The organism is Inquilinus limosus (assembly GCF_051487185.1).
Taxonomy (GTDB): Bacteria; Pseudomonadota; Alphaproteobacteria; order DSM-16000; family Inquilinaceae; genus Inquilinus; species Inquilinus limosus_F.
This window is the reverse complement of sequence record NZ_JAHVDK010000001.1, coordinates 328,219-348,797: the sequence shown is the minus strand read 5'-3', so window position 1 is coordinate 348,797 and position 20,579 is coordinate 328,219. Positions and strand designations below refer to the sequence as shown.

The window sequence follows — 20,579 nt, the reverse complement described above, 5'->3', positions numbered from 1 at the left end:
CCAAGTGGGTCGGTCCCGGCCACAGCGCCGGAGGCACTCTCATGATCGCCGACGCGATCGCATCGAGGACAGTCATCCATCCGAAAGGCCGTCAGCGGCTCTTTGAGGTCCCCCGCGATCCCGCGTTCCACAAGAACGGCGATCCGACCCTTCCGAAATCACGAAAAGGAGGGCTCCATGTTGAAGGAGCATCTGATCGCATGCGTCGCCATAGCTGCGCTCGGCGTGGGGCCGGCGCTGGCGCAGACCAACCAGCCCGCAGCCCCGCCGGCGCAACCCGGCACGCCTGGCGGTGCGCCGACTGAAACCATCACAGCCGACAAGGTGTCCGCGGACACTTGGCGGGCTTCCAAGCTGATCGGCGTCAGCATCTACGGGCCTGGTGACGAAAAAGTCGGGGACGTCAACGAGATCCTCGTCGATCGCCAGGGCCAGGTGCAGGCGATTGTGGTCGGCGTCGGCGGCTTCCTCGGCATCGGCGAGAAGGACGTCGCCATCCCATTCGACCAAGTGCAGTGGAGCGATCAGCCCATCAGTCCCGCTCCAACCGTGGCTCCCGGTACGCAGCCGGCCCCAACCGAGCCGACGGCGCCCGGCACGACGCCTCCGGCTCCCGGCACCACGCCTCCGGCTGCCGGGACGACACCGCCGGCCCCCGAAGGAACCACCGCACCGGCGATGACCGAGACCAACCGGATGTCCCCTGATCATGGCCGCACCACCATGACCAGACAGCAGCTCAACGATGCCCCGAAGTTCGAATATCCAGGGTAGCTCGCGCTGATCCGGGGTCGCGGCGAAAGGGATGGGCACCTGGCGGAGATAGACGGCAGGGGCCGGCACGGGCCTTCCGGGCTCTCGGGTCGGCCGGTGGAGAAAGGGGAAACGTGGACGTGCTGTAGCTGATTGCAGGCGTCCGCGGCAGTGGCTGCCACTCCGCTGATGCCGCACAGTAACGCTAAAGGAGAGAGGGACGTGGGGTGGCGCAAGCTCGCCTCACGCAAATGGACTCACATGGCCGAGCGGGTTGTGGACGTGTTCGATAAAAGCGGCGTCTGTATCGTGACCTATACCGTACGGATCACGGCGTTCAACCGCACGCTCTGTCGCGAGGACTTTGAGCGCGAGGCCCTGTGGATGGCATCGAGAGACAAGATTGTGCCGAACAGTCAGCTGGCGTCACTGACAGCCAGGGTCCGACCCGACCGGGGCTATGGGTCGGCCCCCTAAGCTGCGATAGGGGCGGTGCCATCGTGTGTGGCCGCGGCGAGGATGCGGCCACACGGCATTGATCACTTCGGATCTGGGATCACCAGCTCTGTCTCGTCCGTGTTGACGACGAAGACCGCGAGGAGCTTGGACGGCTCTGTCTCGCTGGCATTGGCGCTGACGCCATGATGGTCGCCGGGCATCTCGGTGAAGTTCTCGCCGGCTTTGAAGATGCGCACCGGACCCTGATTGATCTGCATCTTGACGGCGCCTTTCAGCACCGTGGCGTAAATCAGCGCCGAGTTGGGATGGGTGTGCGCGGGCGAGTAGCCACCTGGCCCATATTCGACGAGAACGCCCTTGATGCTCTTCCCGGGCACGTCCGGTAACGCGTGCTCATAGACCAGCGTGACCCTGGCATTCTTGGAGCCCGGAGCATCGGCGAAGACCGGGCCTGAGGAGATGGGGACGAGGAGCGCCGCGAGAATGGCGTGTTTCATGGCGGGATGTCCTTGATCGGCGATGTCGTTTTCAGGCGGGGCGATGATCTTCATGGATTCACCTCTCGCGGACAGGGCGCCGTCTCGGTCGAGGGGCATCATCCTTCACCGCACGGCCAGCGCCTGAAAACGAGATGGAAGATCGTGGATTCGGGAGCCCCTCCACAATTGTGCCGACCGATAATCCGGCACACCGAAGGACAGGAAATCCTGGCCCTTGGCACAGGTCGGCCCGGCAGCGGCCACTCGGCGTGACCCTGTCGGTCCTGGCCTTCGTCTTCGGCATTCCCATCGGGACTCTGGTCGCCACGTCGGGCGTCATCGCCATCATTCTGGGGCTGGCGCTTCAGAACACGCTGGGCGATGTCTTGTCGGGCATCGCCATGACGCTGGGCCGGCCGTTCGGGATCGGCGACTGGATCGTTCTCAGCGACGGGACCGAGGGACGCGTGGTCGGGAGCATGGGAGAGGCCTGCACGCTGGAAGCCCTCACCCGCGTGACCGTCTACGAGATCGACCAGATCGCCTTCGGGCCGCTGATCGAGAACCGTCCGGCCCTGGCGGAGGATCTCGCCCTCAGCCTGTCCGCGCGCGTCGAGAAGGCCCGGGCGAGTCCAGGCGAAGGGCTGATGCATGGGCGGAGCCTGCATTTCTTCCTGGGCGCCATCCAGACCGTTTTCCGAAGACGATCGGCGGGCTGACGACAGCCCACAGCCACCGCCGGTGGACCGCGCCACCGCGGGGAGCCGACAGGTCACGCCGACAGCCTGCAGCGAGCTGCCAACTTGAACTAAGACAGAATCTGTCCGTGTTTGCCGTTGCGGCTCGTTACTCGGACTATTAGAGTCCGAGTTATGGCCCAGGTGACTGTCAGCGTCGAATACGGCATGCATTGCCTGCTCTGGCTCATCGACAAGGGCGAGACCCCGCTGAGCTGCCGCGACCTCGCCGACCTCCAGGGCCTTTCGCCGACCTTTCTCGCCAAGATCTTCGCCAAGCTGGAGAAGGCCGGGATCGTCCGGGCGACGGAGGGCGTGCGCGGCGGCTACGTGCTCGCCAGGAAGCCGGAGGACATCAGCGTCCTCGCGATCGTGGATGCGATCGAAGGGCACAAGCCGCTGTTCGACTGCCAGGAAATCCGCGGCCGCTGCGCCGTGTTCGGGGACAGTCCGCCCGCGTGGGCGATGGCTGGCATCTGCTCGATCCACGCCGTGATGCTGCGCGCGGAGAAGGCGATGCGGGAGGTGCTGGCCGCACAATCCCTGGCCGATATCGCGCAGGCCGTCTATCGCAAGGCGCCGCCCGAATTCCCGAACGAACTGCAAGAGTGGATCGACCGCCGGATCAGCGGCCGCGGCCGCAAATCCGGCGCTGCTTCAACCGCCTCATAGAACCGGATTCGCCCATGAACACGGCCGCCGCAACCGAGCGTCCCCTGGTGCTGATCGTCGATGATGACGAGGCAGTTCGTCTGGCGCTCCAGGAGCTCATGCTGTCGGTGGGTCTCGATGCGGCCGGCTTCGCATCGGCGCGCGAGCTGCTGGACTGCAAGCTGCCGGATCGCTCCGGATGCCTGGTTCTCGACGTGCGCCTGCCCGGGACGAGCGGCCTCGATCTGCAGCAGCAGCTCGCATCCACCGGCAAGAACAAGCCGATCGTCTTCCTGACCGGCCACGGCGACATCCCGATGACGGTCCAGGCGATGAAGGCCGGCGCCATCGACTTCCTGACCAAGCCGGTCCGCGACCAGACCCTGCTGGACGCCGTCTCGGCCGGCATCGAACGCGACGTCGCGCAGCGGGCCAAGGCCCGCATCGCCCGGCAACATGTCGACCACTACAAGACCTTGACCCGGCGCGAGCGCCAGGTGCTGCGCGCCGTGGCGCTGGGACGCTTCAACAAGCAGATCGCCTACGACCTCGGCATCAGCGAGGTCACCGTCAAGCTGCACCGCAGCAATGTGATGAAGAAGATGCGCGCGACGTCGGTCGGCGAGCTCATCCGGGCGTGGGAGGCCCTTCCCCCCGACCTTCGCGACGAAGAGCCGACCTAGACCACGGGATAGTTCCAAATGGGTCGCGGATGGCGCGACATGGCAGCCCGGCCGCGTCGATGAGGGCCATCCGCTTGTCCAAGGTGCCCGTTATCGCAATCGTCGATGATGACGAAGCCATGCGCGACGCTCTGTGCGAGCTCATTGAGGTGATGGGCTTCTCGACCGAGGCTTTCGACTGCGCGGCGGCCTTCCTCGCGGGCGACACGCCCGAAAGGTTCGACTGCCTCATCACCGACGTGCGGATGCCGGGGATCGACGGAATCGAGCTGCAGCGCCGGTTGCGCGCACTCGGCTGCACCATACCGGTGCTCATGATCACCTCGGCACCCGATCCGGCGGGGCGCGCGCGCGCCCTGGACGGCGGCGCCTGCGCGTACCTGGCCAAGCCTGTGGACGACAGCGCGCTGCTCGACCACCTCAGGTCGGCTCTGGGCCACGACGAAGGGCCCGGCGAAGAGGTCAACGGAGAGAAGTCATCCGGAGGCTGACATGGACGAGACGCTTCCTTCGACCGGCGAGCCTGACTCCAGTTCCGTCCCGGAACTCGATGCGCCGTATCGCGAGTCGCCGTATTGGAAGCTCGACACGGCGGACGTCCGGACGTTCATCAACACCGGCCCGTCGGGCGGCGAGGTGCGCCAGGCGGATTGGGTGGGTGAGGTGCTCGGCCGCTCGCGTGTCGTGGATGTCAATGAACGGGCCGTGCATCTGGTGGGGGCTTTTGCGGGCCGCAAGGAGATGATCGGCCGGCCGATCGCGGATTTCTGGCCACCCGAGAGCCAGGCCGTCCTCGCCGAACTGATCGCCGCGGTTGCAACCGACCCGTCCCCTCACGCGACCCGGACACGCGACATCAGCTCGCTGCTGCTGCAGGATCCCGTGTTGACGGTGTGGCGCTCGGATGAGGGCGGCGCCGACACGGTGTTCGTGGCGGTGAAGGGCGCAGTGAACGATCATCGTTCCTATTTGTCGCTGCGGGCGAGCGAGGAGCGGTATCGCAAGCTCATCCACCACATGCCCAATCCTCTTCTCCGGGTCGATGCGAGAGTGATGGGACACGTCTTCGCGCGGCTGAGGGCAGAGGGCGTCCATGATATCGGTTCATATCTGGAGGCCCGTCCGGAGCTGATCGACTTCGCCAAGCAGAGCGTCCGGATCACGGAGATCAACTGGAGCGCGGCGCTGCTGTTCGGTGCGAGGAGCGCGACGGATCTGAGCGGCCCGGTGGAATGCCTGTTCCAGGCCTCCCCCGAGACGGCCCGGCGGATCTTGATCGCGCATTTCGACGGGCGCCGCAGCCATGCCGAGGTGATGAAGCTGCGCACGCTCGACGGCCGGCTGCTCGACGTGCAGATCGCGGTGACCTTTCCGACGCCGCCGGAGCAGCTGGATGTGACGGTCATCAGCCTGACCGACCTCACGGACCGACTTCGCACCGAGGCACAGCTGCGCCAGCTTCAGGCGGAGTTCACGCGCGCCGCCCGCATTTCGACCCTCGGCGAGCTCGCCACCTCGATCGCGCATGAGGTGAACCAGCCGCTCGCCGCCATCTTCACCAATGCGGAGACCAGCCTGCGATGGCTTTCGCGCGATGACCCGAACCTGGCGAAGGTCACCCAGCTGACGACCCGGATCGTGGCCAGCGCCCGCCACGCGAACGAGATCGTCCATCGCATCCGGGCCATGACGGCGAAGCACGCGCCGGAGTGGCGCCCGCTGGAGCTGAACGAGGTGGTCGACGAGGCGCTGCTGTTCATCCGCCACGATATCGAGACACGCGCGATCCGGTTGTCGGTGAGGCTCGGGCTCGGCCTGCCCCGCGTGATCGGCGACCGGGTCCAGCTGCAGCAGGTGGTCGTCAACCTCCTGGTCAACAGCGTCCAGGCCATCGGCCAGGCCGGCGAGAAGGACGGCCGTGTCGAGCTGAGCACGGCGCTCGGTGCGGGAGGCGAGGTCGTCTTCGTGATCCGGGACAACGGCCCCGGCATCCCGGAAGAAGACCTCGACCGCATCTTCGAGGGCTTCTTCACCACCAAGGATGAAGGAATGGGCCTCGGCCTCGCCATCTGCCAGTCGATCGTGACCGCGCATGGCGGCGGCATCGCCGCCTCGAACCGCCCCGAAGGCGGCGCATGCTTCCGGCTCTGGCTTCCGGCAGAGCCGGACGCATCGCAGAGCTAGGAACCGGCCTGCTCCGCTGTACACGGCAGGCCGGCCGCCATCAGCTGCGCAGAAAGGCGAGGAGATCCGCGTTGAGCCGGTCGGCGTGGGTCGACATCAGGCCATGCGGCGCGCCGGGATAGTAGATCGCCGTCGCACTCCTCACGAGCTGGGCCGATTTGCGCGCCGAGTCCATCACCGGCACGATCTGGTCGTCCTCGCCATGCAGAATCAGGGTCGGAACATCGAATGATCTGAGGTCTGCAGTGAAGTCGGTCTCGGAGAAGGCCTTCACGCACTCATAGGCGCTCTTCAGACCCGTCTGCATGCTCCACAGCCAGAACTGATCGAGCACCCCTTGTGATACGACGGCACCGGGCCGGTTCGCACCATAGAAGGGTGGCGCCAGCTCCTTGTAGAACTGCGAGCGATCGCGCATCAGGCCGGCGCGCATTCCGTCGAAGACCTGCATCGGCAGCCCGAGCGGGTTGGCGGGTGTCTGGAGCATGAGCGGCGGCACCGCGGCGAGCAGCACCGCCTTGGCGACTCGACCGGTGCCGTGGCGGGCAATGTAGCGGGCGACCTCGCCGCCGCCGGTGGAGTGGCCGACCAGGGTGGCATCGCGCAGGTCGAGCGCCTCGATCACCGCCGCGAGATCGTCGGCATAGGTGTTGATATCATTGCCGCCGGAGGTCTGGGTCGACCGGCCGTGGCCACGGCGGTCATGCGCCACGACGCGAAAGCCGTGCTGCGCCAGGAACAGCATCTGCCCGTCCCATGCGTCGGCGTTCAGGGGCCAGCCGTGCGAGAAGGTGACGACCGGCCCTTTGCCCCAGTCCTTGTAGTAGATCTCGCATCCGTCCCTGGTGGTGATCGTCGGCATGGGAAGTCTCCTCAGGTGGTGCGGGCGCGGTCCGGCACGGACCGTCGCACCCGGCGCGGGAAGGCTATGGGCGCGGCCGAAGCCCCGTCGATCGGCCGAAGGGAGCGGTGCGGCACGCCCCGGGCCAGGACATGCCGGCCGGACGGCGGGTGAGCGCGCGCATTCGCCCGGGACAACCTGTGCCCGTTCACGGCCGCGCCGTGCGGACCCCGCAGCTTGACCTGTGCCAAGGTCCAGGATGTCCCATCCTTTGATGTGCGGGACTACCGGTCGGCCCAATGGCGGGGGGCCTCCGTGATGCACGATGCTTCCTCTTGTTTCCAGGCGCTGACCGTGACGTGAAGGACCACGTCCCTCGACCGAGACGGCGCCCTGTCCGCGAGGTGAACCCATGAAGATCGTCGTCATAGGCGGGACCGGCCTGATCGGTTCGAAGGTCGTCGCCAAGCTGACCCAGAAGGGCCACCTGGCCGTCGCCGCCGCGCCGAGCACCGGCGTCGACACCATCACCGGCCAGGGGCTGGCCGAGGCGCTGACGGGCGCCGATGTCGTCGTCGACGTCGCCAACTCGCCATCCTTCGAGGCCGGGCCGGCCATGGAGTTCTTCCAGACCGCCGGCCGGAACATCACGATGGCGGAGGTGAAGGCCGGCATCCGCCATCACGTCGCCCTCTCCGTCGTCGGGACCGAGCGGCTGCAGGACAGCGGCTATTTCCGCGCCAAGCTGGCGCAGGAAAGCCTGATCAAGGCGTCGCCGATCCCCTACACCCTCATCCGCGCCACCCAGTTCTTCGAGTTCATCCGCGGCATCGCGCAGGAGGCCACCCAAGGCGACACCGTCCGCCCGTCGACCGCCCGGTTCCAGCCGATGGCGGCGCAGGACGTCGCGGCCGCGGTCGCCGAGGCGGCGCTCGCCGCGCCGGTGAACCGGACGCTGGAGGTGGCCGGGCCCGAGGCGTTCCGTATCGCCGAGCTCGTCCGCCGGGTGCTCGCCTACGACAAGGATCCGCGCCAGGTGATCGCCGATCCGGAGGCGCTCTATTTCGGCATCAGAGCGGACGACAAGTCGCTCATGCCCGGCCCGGACGCCCGCCTCGGCTCCACCAGCTTCGACTGGTGGCTCGCCAACGTCCCCCCGCCGCCGCCGAAGAAGTAGCCGGCAACGCCGCGATCCGCGGTGCTCGAGAGGATCCATCGATGCTGAAGAATCTCTGCCTCGGCGTGGCCGTGCTCATGGGGTTCCTGGCCGAGGCGAACGGCGTCTTCATGCTGGTGTCGCCCGACGGCTGGTACTTCGCGGTGCCTGGCGTGACCACGACCGGTCCGTTCAACCAGCACTTCATCCGCGATATCGGCCTGATCTTCCTGCTCGTCGGCACCGCCTTCCTGTTCGGCGCCGCGGAGCCGCGATACCGCGTGATTTCGTGGGCCGCCCCCACCCTGTGGCTGAGCGGCCATGCCCTGTTCCACTACTGGGAGGTCGCCGTCGGCATCTGCGGGCCGTCGGTGCTCATCCGCGACTTTCCGGCCGTCACACTCCCGGCAGTCCTTGGAGCGCTCCTGACCCTCTGGGCGATCACGGACGCCCGCTCCACCCTGAAGGAGAGATACGCATGACTCCGCGCCTGAATATCTTCCAGGCCGCCCCCGAGGGCACCAAGGCGATGATGATGGTCGAAGCCGCCATCGAGAAGAGCGGCCTCGACCGCGGCCTGGCCGAGCTGGTCAAGCTGCGCGCGTCGCAGATCAATGGCTGCGCCTTCTGCATCCACATGCACGCCACCGACGCGGTGAAACACGGCGAGAGTCCCATGCGGATCCACCTGCTCAGCGCCTGGCGCGAATCCCCGGCGTTCACCGATCGCGAGCGCGCCGCGCTCAATTGGACGGAGAGGCTGACGAAGGTCGCCGAGACGGGCGCCCCGGATGCGGACTACGCGCTGCTGAAGGCCCACTTCAACGACACCGAGATCGGCCACCTGACCCTGCTGATCGGGGCGATCAACCTCTGGAACAGGGTGCAGATCGGCCTCCGCGCCGTTCACAAGGTCGACGTGCCGTCCAAGGACGCCGCCTGATCGACACGGGGACCGCGCCGCCGGCGGCGGCGTGGTCCCGCCCCCTCCCTGCCCTTCGCGACCGGATCAAGAGTTCCTGGAGTCTGCGGCCAGCGAGGCCGGCTTTCGCCCTGCTGCCGCCGCGTGAGCGGTCTGTCCTGCCTGCCTGCATGAACTTCCTGTGAAATTTTCTGCTCTATAGCGATGGGACCTTGCGCCCATTGCAGGAATGTGTCGGTCTGGATTGTCGATATTCGATGTGATTCGCGGCGGGGGCTCCAGGCCTCCAGACTTCGGCAAGCCGGATCGATTTTGCGGCGCTGGAGCGAAACGGGGGATCGTTCTATGCGGAAGGGTATTCGTGGCTTCGGCCACTCGCGGCGCTTTGCGCGTATCGGCGCAGGGGCTGATGCCATGCGCGGGAGCGCAGCCCAGGCCTGTTCGACAGTCTCGAGGGGCCCGATCAAGCACCGGCTCGTGCTCGGCCTGCTGGCCGCGCTGATCGTTCTCATGCCTCTGGTCGGCCATGCCCAGACCTCCTGGAAGCCCGGCAACCCCGGCGGCGGCGGCGCGTTCAATTCCCCCGTGGTGACCGCCGAAGGATACTGGGCCGTCGGCTCGGACCTCGGCGGCGTCTACCTGAGCACCGATGCCGGCGCCACCTGGTCGGCGGTGGGGTCGGCCCAGGGGCTGACCGCGACCCATATCGCTTCGCTGGCGGCCCACCCCACGGGCAAGCTGCTGGTCGGCACCGATGGCGGGCTGTTCGTCGGCAGCAGCAATGGCACCGGCTTCAGCCGGAGATACAGCACCGGCTACATCGCCGCCATCGCCGTGTCGGCCGATCCGAACATCGTCTACGCCGCGGTGCATCCGCAGTGGGACAGCCTGAGCCCTTACATCATCCGCTCCAACGATGCCGGCCAGAGCTGGAGCCCGACGGGGTCCAACCTGCCGACCAACCTGCGCATCACCGGGCTGCGCACCCATCCCGTGGATCCCGACGGAGTCTGGGCGATCAGCGGCCGGGGACGATTTCCGGACCGCGCGGAAAGCCAGGTGGTCTACCAGGCCCATTTCTCCACGGATGGCGGCGCCACCTTCACCCGGATGGACCCGCAGCAAGGCAAGCTGATCGACATCGCCTACGGCCTGGACCCGCAGAACCTGAACCTGATGTATGCGACGGTGGCCGCCACCGGCAATGCGCCGCGGGTCTACAAGTCGCTGGAGACCGGGTTTTCCTGGACGCTCCTCGCCTCCGGCACCCAGGCGCCTTCGGGGATCATTCTGGCCGACGCAACCAATTCCAGCCGGGTGCGCATCGTCGGCCTCGACGACCAGGCCCTGCGCCCCGCCGGCACCTATGGCAGCTTCCTGTGGGAGAGCACCAATGGCGGGACGAGCTGGACCAAATACACCCTGAGCGTGAGCGGCGGGTGGTCCCAGGCCGATGAGGTGTGGGGCATGGGCTTCAGCTACCAGGGGATCGGCCAGACCATCGGCAACGATCCGGCGGTCCCGAACACCGTGCTGTGGACCAACAACCAGTTCCTCTACGCCAGCAGCGACGGCGGCAGGACCTGGAGCGACAGCGTCTCCACCGCGGTCAGCGGCAAGTGGCGCTCGCGCGGCATCGACAACGTCGTCCCGATCGTGGTCGAGCAGAGCGCGGCGGACGCCAACCTGATCTATGCCGGTTACATGGATCTCGGCCTGTGGCGCTCGGACGACGGCGGCCTCAGCTGGACCAGCCTGAACGCCGCGCAATACACCGGCGGCTGGGCCGGCAAGGGCGGCAACACCCTGAGCGTGGCCGCGGATCCGAGCCGCGCCGGTGTGGTCTGGGCGCAGCTGGGCGGTAATCTCGAGAATTGCGGCAGCCCCTGCGACGAGCCGCTGTATCTGCTGAAGAGCACGGATCGCGGCGCGACCTGGCAGAACCTGACCCAGGGCTTGCCCAACCCGATCCGGCGCCTGGAGGGGCTGACCGTGGCGCCCGACAGCGCCGTCAACTATCGCTGGGTGTACGCGGCCGTGAACGGCGATGTGTATCTGAGCGAGGATGACGGCGTCTCCTGGGCGCAGGTGCTGGACTGCCCGAACGACGACTGCTTCCGGATCTACTACACCGCGACCAACGGCGTGTTTGCCCTGTCGGCCGGCGCCGTCTACCGCTCCTGGCAGGGCGGCAGCGCCGGCACCTGGAGCCAGTTGGCCCTGCCCGCCACCATGACCAGCGGCTGGACTCCGGGAACGCACTGGCTGCACGACGTCTGGATCTATGGCGGCCCGATGGACCTGGCCAGCCGGGGCGGCAACATCTGGATCGCGGTCAAGGGCACCGGCAAGGGCCTGTACCGGTCGGCGGATTACGGCCAGAGCTGGACGCGCGTCCGGGCCGATGACCAGGCCCGGACCGTGACGGTCCATCAGGGCACCGGTCGCGTCTATTTCGGCAGCTCCAGCGCGGTCCATGCCGGAGGCTACGCCTCGACCAGCCAGGGCGTGGTCACCAGCGCGGACGGCGTCGCCGGCTGGGCGGCGCAGAACCAGGGCCTGGCCTATCCGTTCGCGCTGTTCGCCAGGGTCGCGGCCAACGGCGCGCTGTGGCTGACCTCGCCCGGGCAGGGCGTAATGAAGTGGCGGTGACACCATGCGCAATCGCTTGCTCCAGGGCCTGCTCGTCCTGATGGGACTGCTCGGCGCGCTGAGCCTCGGCAGCGCCCGCGCCGCCGATCCGATCGTGATCTACGACGATGCGCTGCAAGCCGGCTGGCAGGACTGGAGCTGGTCGTCCGGCCAGAGCCTGAGCCACAGCGGCACAGTGCACGGCGGCACCCGTTCGATCAGCCTCGTGCAAGGCGGCTGGGGCGGCCTCTATCTGCACACCGCAGCGATCAGCACCACCGGCTATGGGGCCGTCACCTTCTGGGCGCATGGCGGGCCGGCCGGCGGCCAGCAGCTGCAGGTGCATGCCCGCGACACCGCCGGCAATCCGCTGACCAGCGTGGCCCTGGCGCCGCTTCCGGCAGGCCAGTGGCGGCAATACTCGGTCGAGCTGTCGGCGCTGGACGCGCAGGACCGGCAGATCACCGGCTTCGTCATCCAGAACGCCACCGCGGCCGCCCTGCCGCAATACTTCGTCGACGACATCGGGCTCAGCGTCGCGCCGACGCGGCAGGTCCTCTACGACGACCAGCTCCGCAACGGCTGGACCCCGGGCAGCCATTGGAACATCAGCAGCAACACCGCCAACACCAGCCCAGTGCATTCGGGCGCCCGGTCGATCGCGGTCACGCCCACCGGCGCCTGGGGCCAGTTCTATTTCGACAAGGACGGCTTCAGCACCGCCGACTTCGACACGGTCGAGCTCTGGGCCCATGGCGGCACCGCGGGCGGCCAGGTGCTGGCGGTGGACGCTTTCCGCGCCGGGACCTTTTTGGGCAGCTCGGTGCTGGCGCCCCTGACCGCGGGGCAATGGACCCGGTTCGAGGTTCCGCTGGCCGATCTCGGCGCCGCGAACACCACGATCGACGTCCTAGCGATCAAATATTATTCGGACACGGCCGGCCCCCGCTTCTATCTCGATGACCTGGCCATGGTCGGGCAGGGCACCGGCCCGTCCACCGTGTCGATGAGCGGCCTGCACGTGCAGGGCAACAGGCTGCTCAACGGCCAGGGGCAGGCGCTGTTCATCCACGGCGTCAACCGGGGGACCACCGGTTTCGAATGCGTGCACGGCTACGACGCCACGCCGCGCGATCAGGCGTTCGTGGACGCGGTCAAGTCCTGGAACGCCAACGCCGTGCGGGTGCCGCTGAACGAGCAATGCTGGCTGGGCATCAACGCCACCAGCGCCAACGCGCCCTATATGGGCGCGCCGTACCGCCAGGCCATCATCGACTACGTCAATCTGATGACCGCGAACAACCTGGCCGTCATCGTCGACCTGCACTATGCGATGCCGGGCCAGCTGTCGACCAGCGGCCTGGATCTTCAGCCGATGCCGAACGCGGATCATTCCGTCGCCTTCTGGACCAGCGTGGCCAACGCCTTCAAGGGCAACAGCGCGGTGATCTTCGACCTCTACAACGAGCCGTATCTGCTGAACGACCCGCCCGCGGCCGAAGCCTGGAGCTGCTGGCGCAACGGGGGCAGCAGCTGCTCGGTGAAAGTCACGGAGGGCTATGAGGAGACCGACATATCCTACACCGCAGTCGGGATGCAGACGCTGGTCGACACGGTGCGTGCCACCGGGGCGAAGAATGTGATCATGGTCGGCGGGCTCGGCTCCGCCGGCGATCTGAGCCATTGGCTGGCCTACAAGCCCACCGACCCGGAAAACAACATCATCGCCTCCTGGCACCAGTACAACTTCGCGGTCTGCACCAGCCAGCAGTGCTGGGAGACGGAGGTCGGGCCGGTGATGGACCAGGTCCCGCTGATCGTCGGCGAGCACGGCATGGCCAATCACTTCGGCTCCAGCTGCGACACGGACTACCTGGACCGGCTCTGGGCCTTCGTCGAGGGCAAGAAGCAAGGCTACATGGCCTGGAACTTCAACACCTGGCCGGGCACCTGCGGCACCAGCGATTTCAACATCGGCCTGATCACCGACGAATCCGGAACGCCGTCGAGCTACGGGTCCCAGTACTACAACCACCTGCAAGGGCTGCCGAGCGCCTACGCAAACTGACGCCGCATGTTCAGAGGTGATGGAGAGTCGATGATCGAACTCGGGGTGGTTCGCGGATGATCGCATACCCACTGTAAGGTCAGCCCCTTCCCGAGGACCGAGCATGGCCACCAGCGACAGCTTCGCCGAATTCCTGCGCGATCAACTCGCCCCGCTCGGCCGCGTCACGATGCGGCGCATGTTCGGCAAGACCGGCGTGTTCTGCGACGGGGTGATGCTGGGCGTGCTTTCGGAGGACACGCTGTACGTCCGCGTCGACGAGCACAACCGCGCGGCCTTCCAGGAAGCCGAGGCCTTTCCGCCCCTCAGCTATGAGAAGAAGGGCCGCACCATCGACCTCTCCTTCTGGCGCGTGCCGGAGCGGCTGTTCGACGAGCCAGACGAGCTTCTCGCCTGGGCGCGGGCCGCGCTGGCGGCGGCGCATCGGGCCGCGGCGAAGCGGGGGCGGTGATCGTGAGACCCACTCTCGCTCTGGCTCGGGTGGCTACGCCAGCTTCCGCTCGCGCCGGATGATGTCGTAGGCGGCGTTGATCCGGGCCATCTTGTCGGTGGCGACGGCGATGAAGTCGGCCGGCATGCCGAGAGCGACGAGCCGGTCGGGGTGGTGCTCGCGGATCAGGCGGCGATAGGCGGCCTTCAGGCTGTCGTCGTCGATCTGCGGCTCGACCCCCAGAACGCCGTAAGGGTCGACGTCGCAGCCGGCGCATTCCTCGGCGCAGAGCCGGTGGAAATCGGCCTGGCCGAGGCCGAACAGCCCGGCGACGGCGCGCAGATAATCGAGTTCTGCCGGCTTCACGTCGCCATCGGACTTGGCGATGTAGAACAGGCACTGCAGCAGCTCCTCCAGCACCTCCGGCCGGTCCCGGAACATGCCGGCGAGCTGCCGGGCATAGGGCTCGAACCCCGCGGAATCGCGGCGCGCCAGGTTGAACAGGCGCTCGACATTCGCCTCTTCCTCCGGCGGCACACGGAAGACCTGGCGGAAGGCCGTCACCTCCTCCGCCGTCACCGCGCCGTCGGACTTCGCCATCTTGGCGCCCAACGCGATCACGCCGATGGTGAAGGCGATGTGCTGAGTGGCGTCGCCATCCGCCGGCGGCTGGCCGCGATACCAGTCGACGGCATGGCCGGCCACGGCGCCGAGCAGCGCCCCGATCGGCCCGCCGATGGCCAGGCCTGCGGCCGCACCGACGATCTTTCCCCAGATGCTCATCCCTCGATCCGCTCGCCGATACGCCGCCCCTCGCCGCCCATGATATCAGTGTCGCGCAGCGGAGCGGAGGGGGTGCGGCGACACGGGTCAGCTCGCTTCCGGCGCGTTGCGCAGATAGTAGCGCCGGGTCGGGAACACCGCCTTGATCTCGGCGAAGTCCGCCGATCCCGTCGTCCCGCCGCCGGCCGGAAGCCGGGCCGCCTGCTGGTCCAGCAGCTCGATGCGCTCGCGGGTGTCGGGATGGCTGGAGAACAGGGAGGTGGTGGCGTCGGTTCCCGGCGGCACCAGCGAGTCCAGGGTCCTGAACACCGCCGAGGCCTGCCGCGGATCGTAGCCGGTGGCGCGGAACACCGTCAGGATATAGGCGTCGGCCTCGCGCTCATGCGTGCGGGAATAGCCGGAGGTGACCAGCTTCTTCACCGGCCCCTCGAGCTGATCGAGGGCGGCCTCGCTCAAGGGATCGACCACGCCGCTCAGCGCTCCGGCATTGGCGCTGATCTCGGTCTGGGCCACGGTCTTGCCGAATGTCGCCAGCCGGTCGAGCAGCCCCTTGCGATTCAGTTCCTCCACCTGATGGCTCAGCTCGGCATGGCCCATCTCATGCGCGATCACCGCCGCCAGCTCGGCCTCGTCGGCGACGTAGCGCAGCATGCCCTTGTTGATGCCCAGCTTGCCGCCCGGCAGCGACCAGGCGTTCGGGCTGTTGTCGTCCAGCACCGTGATCTCCCAGCGGAAGGAACGCTTGGAGACCCGGAACAGAGGCTCGGAGAAGCTGCGCACCGCCGACTGAACCCGGGCGTTCGGATAGGCGCCGCCCGACTCCGCGATCAGGCGGGGATACAGCCCCTCGCCCATCGCCAGCTCCTCGGTCGGGCTCATGTTCTTGGAGGCGAAAAGCTGGCCGATCGTGCTCGCCGCCGACACCGGGTCGCTGGCGAAGCCCTGCACGGTCTGGCAGCCGCCGAGCGCGAGCGCCGCGAGGCTGGCTCCGGCCCCGGCCAGAAAGCCGCGGCGATGCAGGGTGGTGGGCGTGAATGGCTTCATCGAAATGTCCCTCTTCATTTTGTGGTCAGACTATGGCTTCGGTCCCAATCGGCCGGCGGCGGCGCCTGGGCCCAGGCCGCGGCGCGGTCGCGGTAGAGTGCTGAGGCCGGATCCGTGCCGGCCAGCGCCGCGAATTCATCCGCCGCCTCGGCGAAGCGGCGGCGGTAGTAGAGAACCAGCGCGGCGTGGAACCGCCGCACGGCCTGCACCTGCCCGGGCGTGGCGTCGGCCAGCGGCGCCACCGGCTCGTACACCCGGACCGGCCGGGCCTTGCCCTTGACCGCCAGATAGTCGAGCCGCCGCGCCAGCCAGCGCCGCGGCAAAGCCCGATACGTCGTCTCGCCGATCAGCAGCCGGCTGCCGTAGAGCTTGTTGGCGCCCTCCAGCCGCGAGGCCAGGTTCACGGCGTCGCCCAGCACCGTGTAGTTCAGCCGGGTCGGCGACCCGACATTGCCGACGACGGCCCAGCCGGAATTGATGCCGGCGCGCAGGCCGAGCGGCGGCAGGCCCTGCGCCCGCACCACCGTGGCGTTGTAGTCGTCGAGCGCGGCGAAGGCGGCGAAGGCGGTCTCGACCGCCCGCTCGGCCTGCCGCGGATCGGCCAGCGGCGCGCCCCACACCGCCATCACCGCGTCGCCGATGAACTTGTCGACATAGCCGCCATGGCGCTCGATCGCGTCGGCGACGCGGGCCAAGAGGCCGTTCACCACCGCGACCAGCTGCTCCGGCTCTTCCGCCAGGCGCTCGCCGAGCGTGGTGAAGCCGACAATGTCGTAGAAGGCGATGGTGACCGGCCGGATCTCGCCGCCGAGATGCAGAGCCTCTGAATTCTCGGCCAGCTGCTCCACCAGCGCCGGGGCGAGATAGTGGCGGAAGGCGTGGACCACCCGCCGCCGCGTCCGGTCCTCGACCACGAAGCGGTAGACATAGATCGCGGTGTAGGTCAGTCCGAAGGCCAGCAGCAGCGGCAGCAGCGGCAGGACGACGCCGCTGCCGAGCGCGTGCAGCGAAGCGATGACGGCGACCGCCGCGGCGCCGGCCAGCGCCAGCAGGCCCCAGCCCGGCGCCAGCAGGAACAGCAGCGTGCCGAGCGCGGTCGAGGCTACGCCGACCATCGCGGCTGCGGCCAGCGGCGGCAGCATCTGCGGCGCCCGGCCGAGGGCGAAGGTCAGCGCGGCGATGGCGTGGATCTGCGTGCCCGGCGTGGTGCGGCGGCCCAGCATCGACACCGGCTGCCCCGGCGCCGGCATGCAGCGCGCCGCCGGCTCCTGGTCCGCCACCTCCTCCAGCACCCGGCGCGGCGTGGTGTGGCGGTCCTCGACGTCGAGGATGCCGCCGATGACGACGATCCGGTCGGCGAATTCGCGGCGGAAGAAATCGACCCGGCCGGCGGCGGCGCAGGCGGCGAGGTCGGCGAATTCGTAGATCGGCACGTCCCGCGGGCCGATGGTGAAGTCGATCAGCGGCTCGCCCCGCGGTGGCGCATAGCCGGCGCGGGACACCAGCTCGGCCGCAAAGGACGGGGTGTCGCCGCCGCCCTGCAGCGGCAGCCGGACCGGGTACAGGCGGACGACGTCGTCGCGGTCGCGCAGCAGGTTGATCGGCCGCAGATTGGCTTCGCCAGCCGCGATCACCTGCGCCTGCTCCGGCCGCAGCGCGAGGTCGCCGGACTGGGCGAAGCCCAGCACGATCTTTTGCGCCGGGCCGAGCACGGCCAGGGCCTGCAGCAGCGGCCGGTCGTGGTGGCGGATCAGGTCCGGCCGGTCGAGCGTGGTCGGGTAGATCTCGTCCAGCCCGATCACCGACGCCCCGCCCTGGGCCAGCCCGGCCAGCACGGCGCCGAGCTGCGGTGTCCAGGCCACCTTCGGGCGGTTCTGCAGCGGCGGCGTGCGGTAGGTCTCCTCCCGGATCGCCACCACCGCCACGGGCAGCCGGTCCGGCAGCGGCCGGCGGGTCCAGCCGAGCGGCCGGTCAAGCCACAGCAGCACGTCGATCCCCTGACGCTGCAGGAGATCGGCGCCGGGCAGCAGCGCGCCGCCGCCCAGGACCGCACCGATCCCGAACGCCACGGCCAGGCGGCGGAGCCTTCGCATGATCTGGAGCGGGAAGAAGCTGCCGGCCGCGCGTCAGCGCAGCACCACCGCGCCGCCCGCCCCCTTGGCGCCGGGATCGACCGAGAACACGGCGGACCGGCCGCCCGCCTCGATCCGGTAGGGCACGCCCGTCTGCAGCTTCGGCGCGTTGCCGGGATAGCGGAAGCTGCCGCCGCCCTGGCCTTCCCACACCGTCTGCGGCGACGGCGCGTCCAGCATGACGATGCGGACGAGACCGTCAGCGCCGGAGAATTGCGGCCGGGCGGAGGACACGGTGGTCTCGGCCCAGAGCCGCGGGTCGAACGGACTCTCGCCCAGCCGGCTGACGCCGGCCCCGGCTTCGGCCGAGCGGGCGGTGGCCGCGACCTGGGTGCGGGCGCAGCTGCCGCCGCTGGTCTCCATCTGGCCGCCGGCGACGCGGCTCGAGGCGACGCCGACGGTGACGATGCCGCCGCGGATGGTCTCGACCGTGCAGCCGTCGCCATAGGCCAGGGTCAGCCGGCCGCTGCCGCCGAGATCGATGGTCTGGCCGGGGTAGACACCGTCCGTCACCTCGACCCCGGCCCCGGGGGCACCGCTGATCGCCGTCACCCGCGCCGACGGCTCGCCGCCGGTCGCCGGGCTGGGGGAGCTGCTGGAACCGGTGCCGGTGGTTGAAGACAGAATGCCCTGCAGCAGGCCTTCGAACTGGGCGGATGCCGTCGAGGGAAGGAGGAGAGCCGTCGAAAGGACGGCGGCGGACAACGCCGCAACAAGCTTATTCATATAGGCCAATCCCAGACTTAAAATTGCATCAAATGCTGATCTGTCATCAGGGGGAAGTCAAATGCCCCGTCTTTGTGTCGCATTGACGGCGTCTCTGCCACGGGATTGCGGCAAGGAGGCTCCGACGGCCCGGCCTTGCCGCGCGGCGGGCGCGGGCCTAAGGTCGACCGCCTCCGTTATGTCCGATCTTTGAACCCGATCATGGCCGCTCCCCAGTCGCCCCGCCCCGCCATCGACGACCGCGCCCTCGCCGCGCTGCGCGCCCTGCTGGGTGACCGTCTGTCCACCGCCGCGGCGGTGCGCGAGCAGCACGGGCGGGAGGAGACCTGGCACCCGACCATGCCGCCCGACGCGGTCGCCTTCCCGCAGTCGACCGAGGAGGTGGCGGCGGTGGTCCGGATCTGCGCCGCGCACGAAGTCCCGGTCATCCCCTACGGCACCGGCACCTCGCTGGAGGGCGGCATCGCGGCGCTGCGCGGCGGCGTCACCATCGACCTGTCGCAGATGAACCGGGTGGTGCGGGTCTCGGCCGAGGATCTCGACTGCACGGTCGAGGCTGGAGTGACGCGCAAGCAGTTGAATGAGCATCTGCGTGACACCGGCCTGTTCTTCCCGATCGACCCGGGTGCCGACGCCAGCCTGGGCGGCATGGCGGCGACCCGCGCCTCCGGCACCAACGCGGTACGCTACGGCACCATGCGCGACAACGTGCTGGGGCTGACCGTGGTGCTGGCCGACGGCCGCATCATCCGCACCGGCGGCCGGGCGCGCAAATCCTCTGCCGGCTACGACCTGACCCGCCTCTTCGTCGGCTCGGAGGGCACGCTCGGCATCATCACCGAGGTGACGCTGCGGCTGTACGGCATCCCGGAGGCGATCTCCGCCGCGGTCTGCGCCTTCCCGACCGTGGCCGACGCGGTCAACACCGTGATCGCCACCATCCAGATCGGCATCCCGGTGGCGCGGATCGAGCTGCTGGACGAGGTCCAGATCGGCGCCTGCAACGCCTATTCCAAGCTCGACCTCGAGGTCGCGCCGACCCTGTTCTTCGAGTTCCACGGCACCGAGGCCGGCGTGGCCGAGCAGGCGGAGACGGTAAAGTCACTGGCGGGGGAGAATGGCGGCGGGGAGTTCCGCTGGGCGACGAAGGCCGAGGACCGCAGCAAGCTGTGGGAGGCGCGGCACAAGGCCTATTACGCCGGCATCGCCCTGCGCCCCGGCTGCCGCGGCATGCCGACCGATGTCTGCGTGCCGATCAGCCGCCTGGCCGACTGCCTGGTGGAGACCAAGGCCGACATCGCGGCCAGCGGGCTGGTGGCGCCGATCGTCGGCCATGTCGGCGACGGCAACTTTCACACCTGCATGATCCTGAACCCGGACGACCCGGAGGAGATCGCCCGGGCCGAAGCCTTCCACGATCGGCTGGTGATGCGGGCGCTGGCGATGGGCGGCACCTGCACCGGCGAGCACGGCATCGGCTACGGCAAGATCCGCTTCCTGGCGCAGGAGCACGGCGACGGCGTCGCGGTGATGCAGGCGCTGAAGCGGGCGCTGGACCCGGCCGGCATCCTCAACCCGGGCAAGGTGCTGCCGGGGAATTGAATGGCTCGGCCTATCCGAACAAGGCCCAGAGCAGGATGATCACCGCCGCCACGGCGATGATCGCCATCACCGGGGCGTTGCGCTTCGGCTCGGCTTCGGCCTCGTGGTTCGGGGCGCCGCTGGTCACGGCGACCTGATAGGCCGGGGGATCGCTGGCCGGGAAAGTCTCCTCGACCGCCTCGTCGACCTTGTCGTCCGGCGCCGGCCCGGCCGGACGTGGCTCGGCAGCAGACATCGTGGCCTCCCTCGATTGCCTTTTTGTCATAACGGACCCGGCAGTGCCGAGTTCCAACCGGCC

General features: G+C 68.6%; 20 protein-coding genes. 13 read left to right on the top strand and 7 right to left on the bottom strand.

What is annotated here, in order from left to right:
- The first annotated feature begins 177 nt into the window (after nucleotides 1–177).
- Entirely contained in the window at nucleotides 178–774 is a 597-nt protein-coding gene (locus KXR53_RS01730; RefSeq protein WP_437372777.1) for a PRC-barrel domain-containing protein, read from the top strand.
- A gap of 518 nt (nucleotides 775–1,292) precedes the next feature.
- Here KXR53_RS01730 and KXR53_RS01725 read toward each other — a convergent pair.
- Complete coding sequence (locus tag KXR53_RS01725; RefSeq protein WP_437372775.1) at nucleotides 1,293–1,763, bottom strand: cupin domain-containing protein; 471 nt, start codon at nucleotides 1,761–1,763, stop codon at nucleotides 1,293–1,295.
- A 197-nt stretch (nucleotides 1,764–1,960) separates the two neighbouring features.
- On the opposite strand from KXR53_RS01725, the gene KXR53_RS01720 reads away from it, so the two are divergent.
- The 5 genes from KXR53_RS01720 to KXR53_RS01700 all read left to right on the top strand — a co-directional run bounded on the left by KXR53_RS01720 (nucleotide 1,961) and on the right by KXR53_RS01700 (nucleotide 5,946).
- The gene (locus KXR53_RS01720; RefSeq protein WP_437372773.1) at nucleotides 1,961–2,410 is read left to right on the top strand and encodes a mechanosensitive ion channel domain-containing protein; all 450 of its coding nucleotides are present in this window, start codon (nucleotides 1,961–1,963) and stop codon (nucleotides 2,408–2,410) included.
- Between the two features lie 153 nt (nucleotides 2,411–2,563).
- Entirely contained in the window at nucleotides 2,564–3,100 is a 537-nt protein-coding gene (locus KXR53_RS01715) for an RrF2 family transcriptional regulator (RefSeq protein ID WP_437372771.1), read from the top strand.
- A gap of 14 nt (nucleotides 3,101–3,114) precedes the next feature.
- Complete coding sequence (locus KXR53_RS01710) at nucleotides 3,115–3,762, top strand: response regulator transcription factor (RefSeq protein ID WP_437372769.1); 648 nt, start codon at nucleotides 3,115–3,117, stop codon at nucleotides 3,760–3,762.
- An 83-nt stretch (nucleotides 3,763–3,845) separates the two neighbouring features.
- On the top strand, nucleotides 3,846–4,253 hold the full coding sequence (locus KXR53_RS01705; protein ID WP_437372837.1) for a response regulator transcription factor: 408 nt from the start codon (nucleotides 3,846–3,848) through the stop codon (nucleotides 4,251–4,253).
- Nucleotide 4,254: 1 nt separating this feature from the next.
- Nucleotides 4,255–5,946 carry an ATP-binding protein gene (locus KXR53_RS01700; protein ID WP_437372767.1) on the top strand — a complete coding sequence of 564 codons (1,692 nt, stop codon included), beginning with the start codon at nucleotides 4,255–4,257 and terminating at the stop codon, nucleotides 5,944–5,946.
- A 40-nt stretch (nucleotides 5,947–5,986) separates the two neighbouring features.
- On the opposite strand, the gene KXR53_RS01695 is transcribed toward KXR53_RS01700, so the two are convergent.
- Nucleotides 5,987–6,808, bottom strand: a complete 822-nt coding sequence (locus tag KXR53_RS01695) for an alpha/beta fold hydrolase (RefSeq protein WP_437372765.1) — start codon at nucleotides 6,806–6,808, stop codon at nucleotides 5,987–5,989.
- Between the two features lie 391 nt (nucleotides 6,809–7,199).
- Here KXR53_RS01695 and KXR53_RS01690 point away from each other — a divergent pair, with 391 nt between their 5' ends.
- From KXR53_RS01690 to KXR53_RS01665, 6 genes are all read left to right on the top strand, one after another.
- The gene (locus KXR53_RS01690; protein ID WP_437372763.1) at nucleotides 7,200–7,964 is read left to right on the top strand and encodes an SDR family oxidoreductase; all 765 of its coding nucleotides are present in this window, start codon (nucleotides 7,200–7,202) and stop codon (nucleotides 7,962–7,964) included.
- 41 nt (nucleotides 7,965–8,005) lie between these two features.
- Nucleotides 8,006–8,425: a hypothetical protein gene (locus KXR53_RS01685; RefSeq protein ID WP_437372761.1), complete on the top strand. Its 420-nt coding sequence runs from the start codon at nucleotides 8,006–8,008 to the stop codon at nucleotides 8,423–8,425.
- The gene (locus KXR53_RS01680; RefSeq protein WP_437372759.1) at nucleotides 8,422–8,886 is read left to right on the top strand and encodes a carboxymuconolactone decarboxylase family protein; all 465 of its coding nucleotides are present in this window, start codon (nucleotides 8,422–8,424) and stop codon (nucleotides 8,884–8,886) included. Before KXR53_RS01685 ends, KXR53_RS01680 begins: the two co-directional genes overlap by 4 nt.
- Nucleotides 8,887–9,279: 393 nt before the next feature.
- Nucleotides 9,280–11,517, top strand: coding sequence for a hypothetical protein (locus KXR53_RS01675; protein WP_437372758.1), 2,238 nt, complete (start codon nucleotides 9,280–9,282; stop codon nucleotides 11,515–11,517).
- 4 nt (nucleotides 11,518–11,521) lie between these two features.
- The gene (locus tag KXR53_RS01670) at nucleotides 11,522–13,564 is read left to right on the top strand and encodes a glycoside hydrolase family 5 protein (protein WP_437372756.1); all 2,043 of its coding nucleotides are present in this window, start codon (nucleotides 11,522–11,524) and stop codon (nucleotides 13,562–13,564) included.
- 103 nt (nucleotides 13,565–13,667) lie between these two features.
- Nucleotides 13,668–14,015, top strand: coding sequence for a TfoX/Sxy family protein (locus KXR53_RS01665; protein WP_437372754.1), 348 nt, complete (start codon nucleotides 13,668–13,670; stop codon nucleotides 14,013–14,015).
- 33 nt (nucleotides 14,016–14,048) lie between these two features.
- On the opposite strand, the gene KXR53_RS01660 is transcribed toward KXR53_RS01665, so the two are convergent.
- The 4 genes from KXR53_RS01660 to KXR53_RS01645 form a co-directional block, all read right to left on the bottom strand.
- Nucleotides 14,049–14,777 carry a TerB family tellurite resistance protein gene (locus KXR53_RS01660; protein WP_437372752.1) on the bottom strand — a complete coding sequence of 243 codons (729 nt, stop codon included), beginning with the start codon at nucleotides 14,775–14,777 and terminating at the stop codon, nucleotides 14,049–14,051.
- 87 nt (nucleotides 14,778–14,864) lie between these two features.
- Nucleotides 14,865–15,821 carry a M48 family metallopeptidase gene (locus tag KXR53_RS01655; protein WP_437372750.1) on the bottom strand — a complete coding sequence of 319 codons (957 nt, stop codon included), beginning with the start codon at nucleotides 15,819–15,821 and terminating at the stop codon, nucleotides 14,865–14,867.
- A 14-nt stretch (nucleotides 15,822–15,835) separates the two neighbouring features.
- Nucleotides 15,836–17,914 (bottom strand): adenylate/guanylate cyclase domain-containing protein, encoded by a 2,079-nt coding sequence (locus tag KXR53_RS01650; protein WP_437372749.1) that lies wholly within the window; start codon nucleotides 17,912–17,914, stop codon nucleotides 15,836–15,838.
- A gap of 33 nt (nucleotides 17,915–17,947) precedes the next feature.
- Nucleotides 17,948–18,679 carry a hypothetical protein gene (locus tag KXR53_RS01645; protein ID WP_437372747.1) on the bottom strand — a complete coding sequence of 244 codons (732 nt, stop codon included), beginning with the start codon at nucleotides 18,677–18,679 and terminating at the stop codon, nucleotides 17,948–17,950.
- A 201-nt stretch (nucleotides 18,680–18,880) separates the two neighbouring features.
- On the opposite strand from KXR53_RS01645, the gene KXR53_RS01640 reads away from it, so the two are divergent.
- A complete protein-coding gene (locus tag KXR53_RS01640) occupies nucleotides 18,881–20,281 on the top strand; it encodes an FAD-binding oxidoreductase (protein WP_437372745.1) in 1,401 nt (466 codons plus the stop codon).
- A gap of 10 nt (nucleotides 20,282–20,291) precedes the next feature.
- Here the strand turns inward: KXR53_RS01640 and KXR53_RS01635 are convergent, their stop codons facing one another.
- Complete coding sequence (locus KXR53_RS01635) at nucleotides 20,292–20,516, bottom strand: hypothetical protein (RefSeq protein ID WP_437372743.1); 225 nt, start codon at nucleotides 20,514–20,516, stop codon at nucleotides 20,292–20,294.
- Between the last annotated feature and the right edge of the window lie 63 nt (nucleotides 20,517–20,579).

Bases quoted from the DNA above. Each gene is read 5' to 3' on its own strand.
- KXR53_RS01670 (WP_437372756.1), top strand. From the start codon at position 11,522: ATGCGCAATCGCTTGCTCCAGGGCCTGCTCGTCCTGATGGGACTGCTC.
- KXR53_RS01715 (WP_437372771.1), top strand. From the start codon at position 2,564: ATGGCCCAGGTGACTGTCAGCGTCGAATACGGCATGCATTGCCTGCTC.
- KXR53_RS01680 (WP_437372759.1), top strand. From the start codon at position 8,422: ATGACTCCGCGCCTGAATATCTTCCAGGCCGCCCCCGAGGGCACCAAG.
- KXR53_RS01690 (WP_437372763.1), top strand. From the start codon at position 7,200: ATGAAGATCGTCGTCATAGGCGGGACCGGCCTGATCGGTTCGAAGGTC.
- KXR53_RS01695 (WP_437372765.1), bottom strand. From the start codon at position 6,808: ATGCCGACGATCACCACCAGGGACGGATGCGAGATCTACTACAAGGAC.
- KXR53_RS01640 (WP_437372745.1), top strand. From the start codon at position 18,881: ATGGCCGCTCCCCAGTCGCCCCGCCCCGCCATCGACGACCGCGCCCTC.
- KXR53_RS01650 (WP_437372749.1), bottom strand. From the start codon at position 17,914: ATGCGAAGGCTCCGCCGCCTGGCCGTGGCGTTCGGGATCGGTGCGGTC.
- KXR53_RS01685 (WP_437372761.1), top strand. From the start codon at position 8,006: ATGCTGAAGAATCTCTGCCTCGGCGTGGCCGTGCTCATGGGGTTCCTG.
- KXR53_RS01635 (WP_437372743.1), bottom strand. From the start codon at position 20,516: ATGTCTGCTGCCGAGCCACGTCCGGCCGGGCCGGCGCCGGACGACAAG.
- KXR53_RS01710 (WP_437372769.1), top strand. From the start codon at position 3,115: ATGAACACGGCCGCCGCAACCGAGCGTCCCCTGGTGCTGATCGTCGAT.
- KXR53_RS01700 (WP_437372767.1), top strand. From the start codon at position 4,255: ATGGACGAGACGCTTCCTTCGACCGGCGAGCCTGACTCCAGTTCCGTC.
- KXR53_RS01725 (WP_437372775.1), bottom strand. From the start codon at position 1,763: ATGAAGATCATCGCCCCGCCTGAAAACGACATCGCCGATCAAGGACAT.
- KXR53_RS01665 (WP_437372754.1), top strand. From the start codon at position 13,668: ATGGCCACCAGCGACAGCTTCGCCGAATTCCTGCGCGATCAACTCGCC.
- KXR53_RS01655 (WP_437372750.1), bottom strand. From the start codon at position 15,821: ATGAAGCCATTCACGCCCACCACCCTGCATCGCCGCGGCTTTCTGGCC.
- KXR53_RS01660 (WP_437372752.1), bottom strand. From the start codon at position 14,777: ATGAGCATCTGGGGAAAGATCGTCGGTGCGGCCGCAGGCCTGGCCATC.
- KXR53_RS01675 (WP_437372758.1), top strand. From the start codon at position 9,280: ATGCGCGGGAGCGCAGCCCAGGCCTGTTCGACAGTCTCGAGGGGCCCG.
- KXR53_RS01645 (WP_437372747.1), bottom strand. From the start codon at position 18,679: ATGAATAAGCTTGTTGCGGCGTTGTCCGCCGCCGTCCTTTCGACGGCT.
- KXR53_RS01730 (WP_437372777.1), top strand. From the start codon at position 178: ATGTTGAAGGAGCATCTGATCGCATGCGTCGCCATAGCTGCGCTCGGC.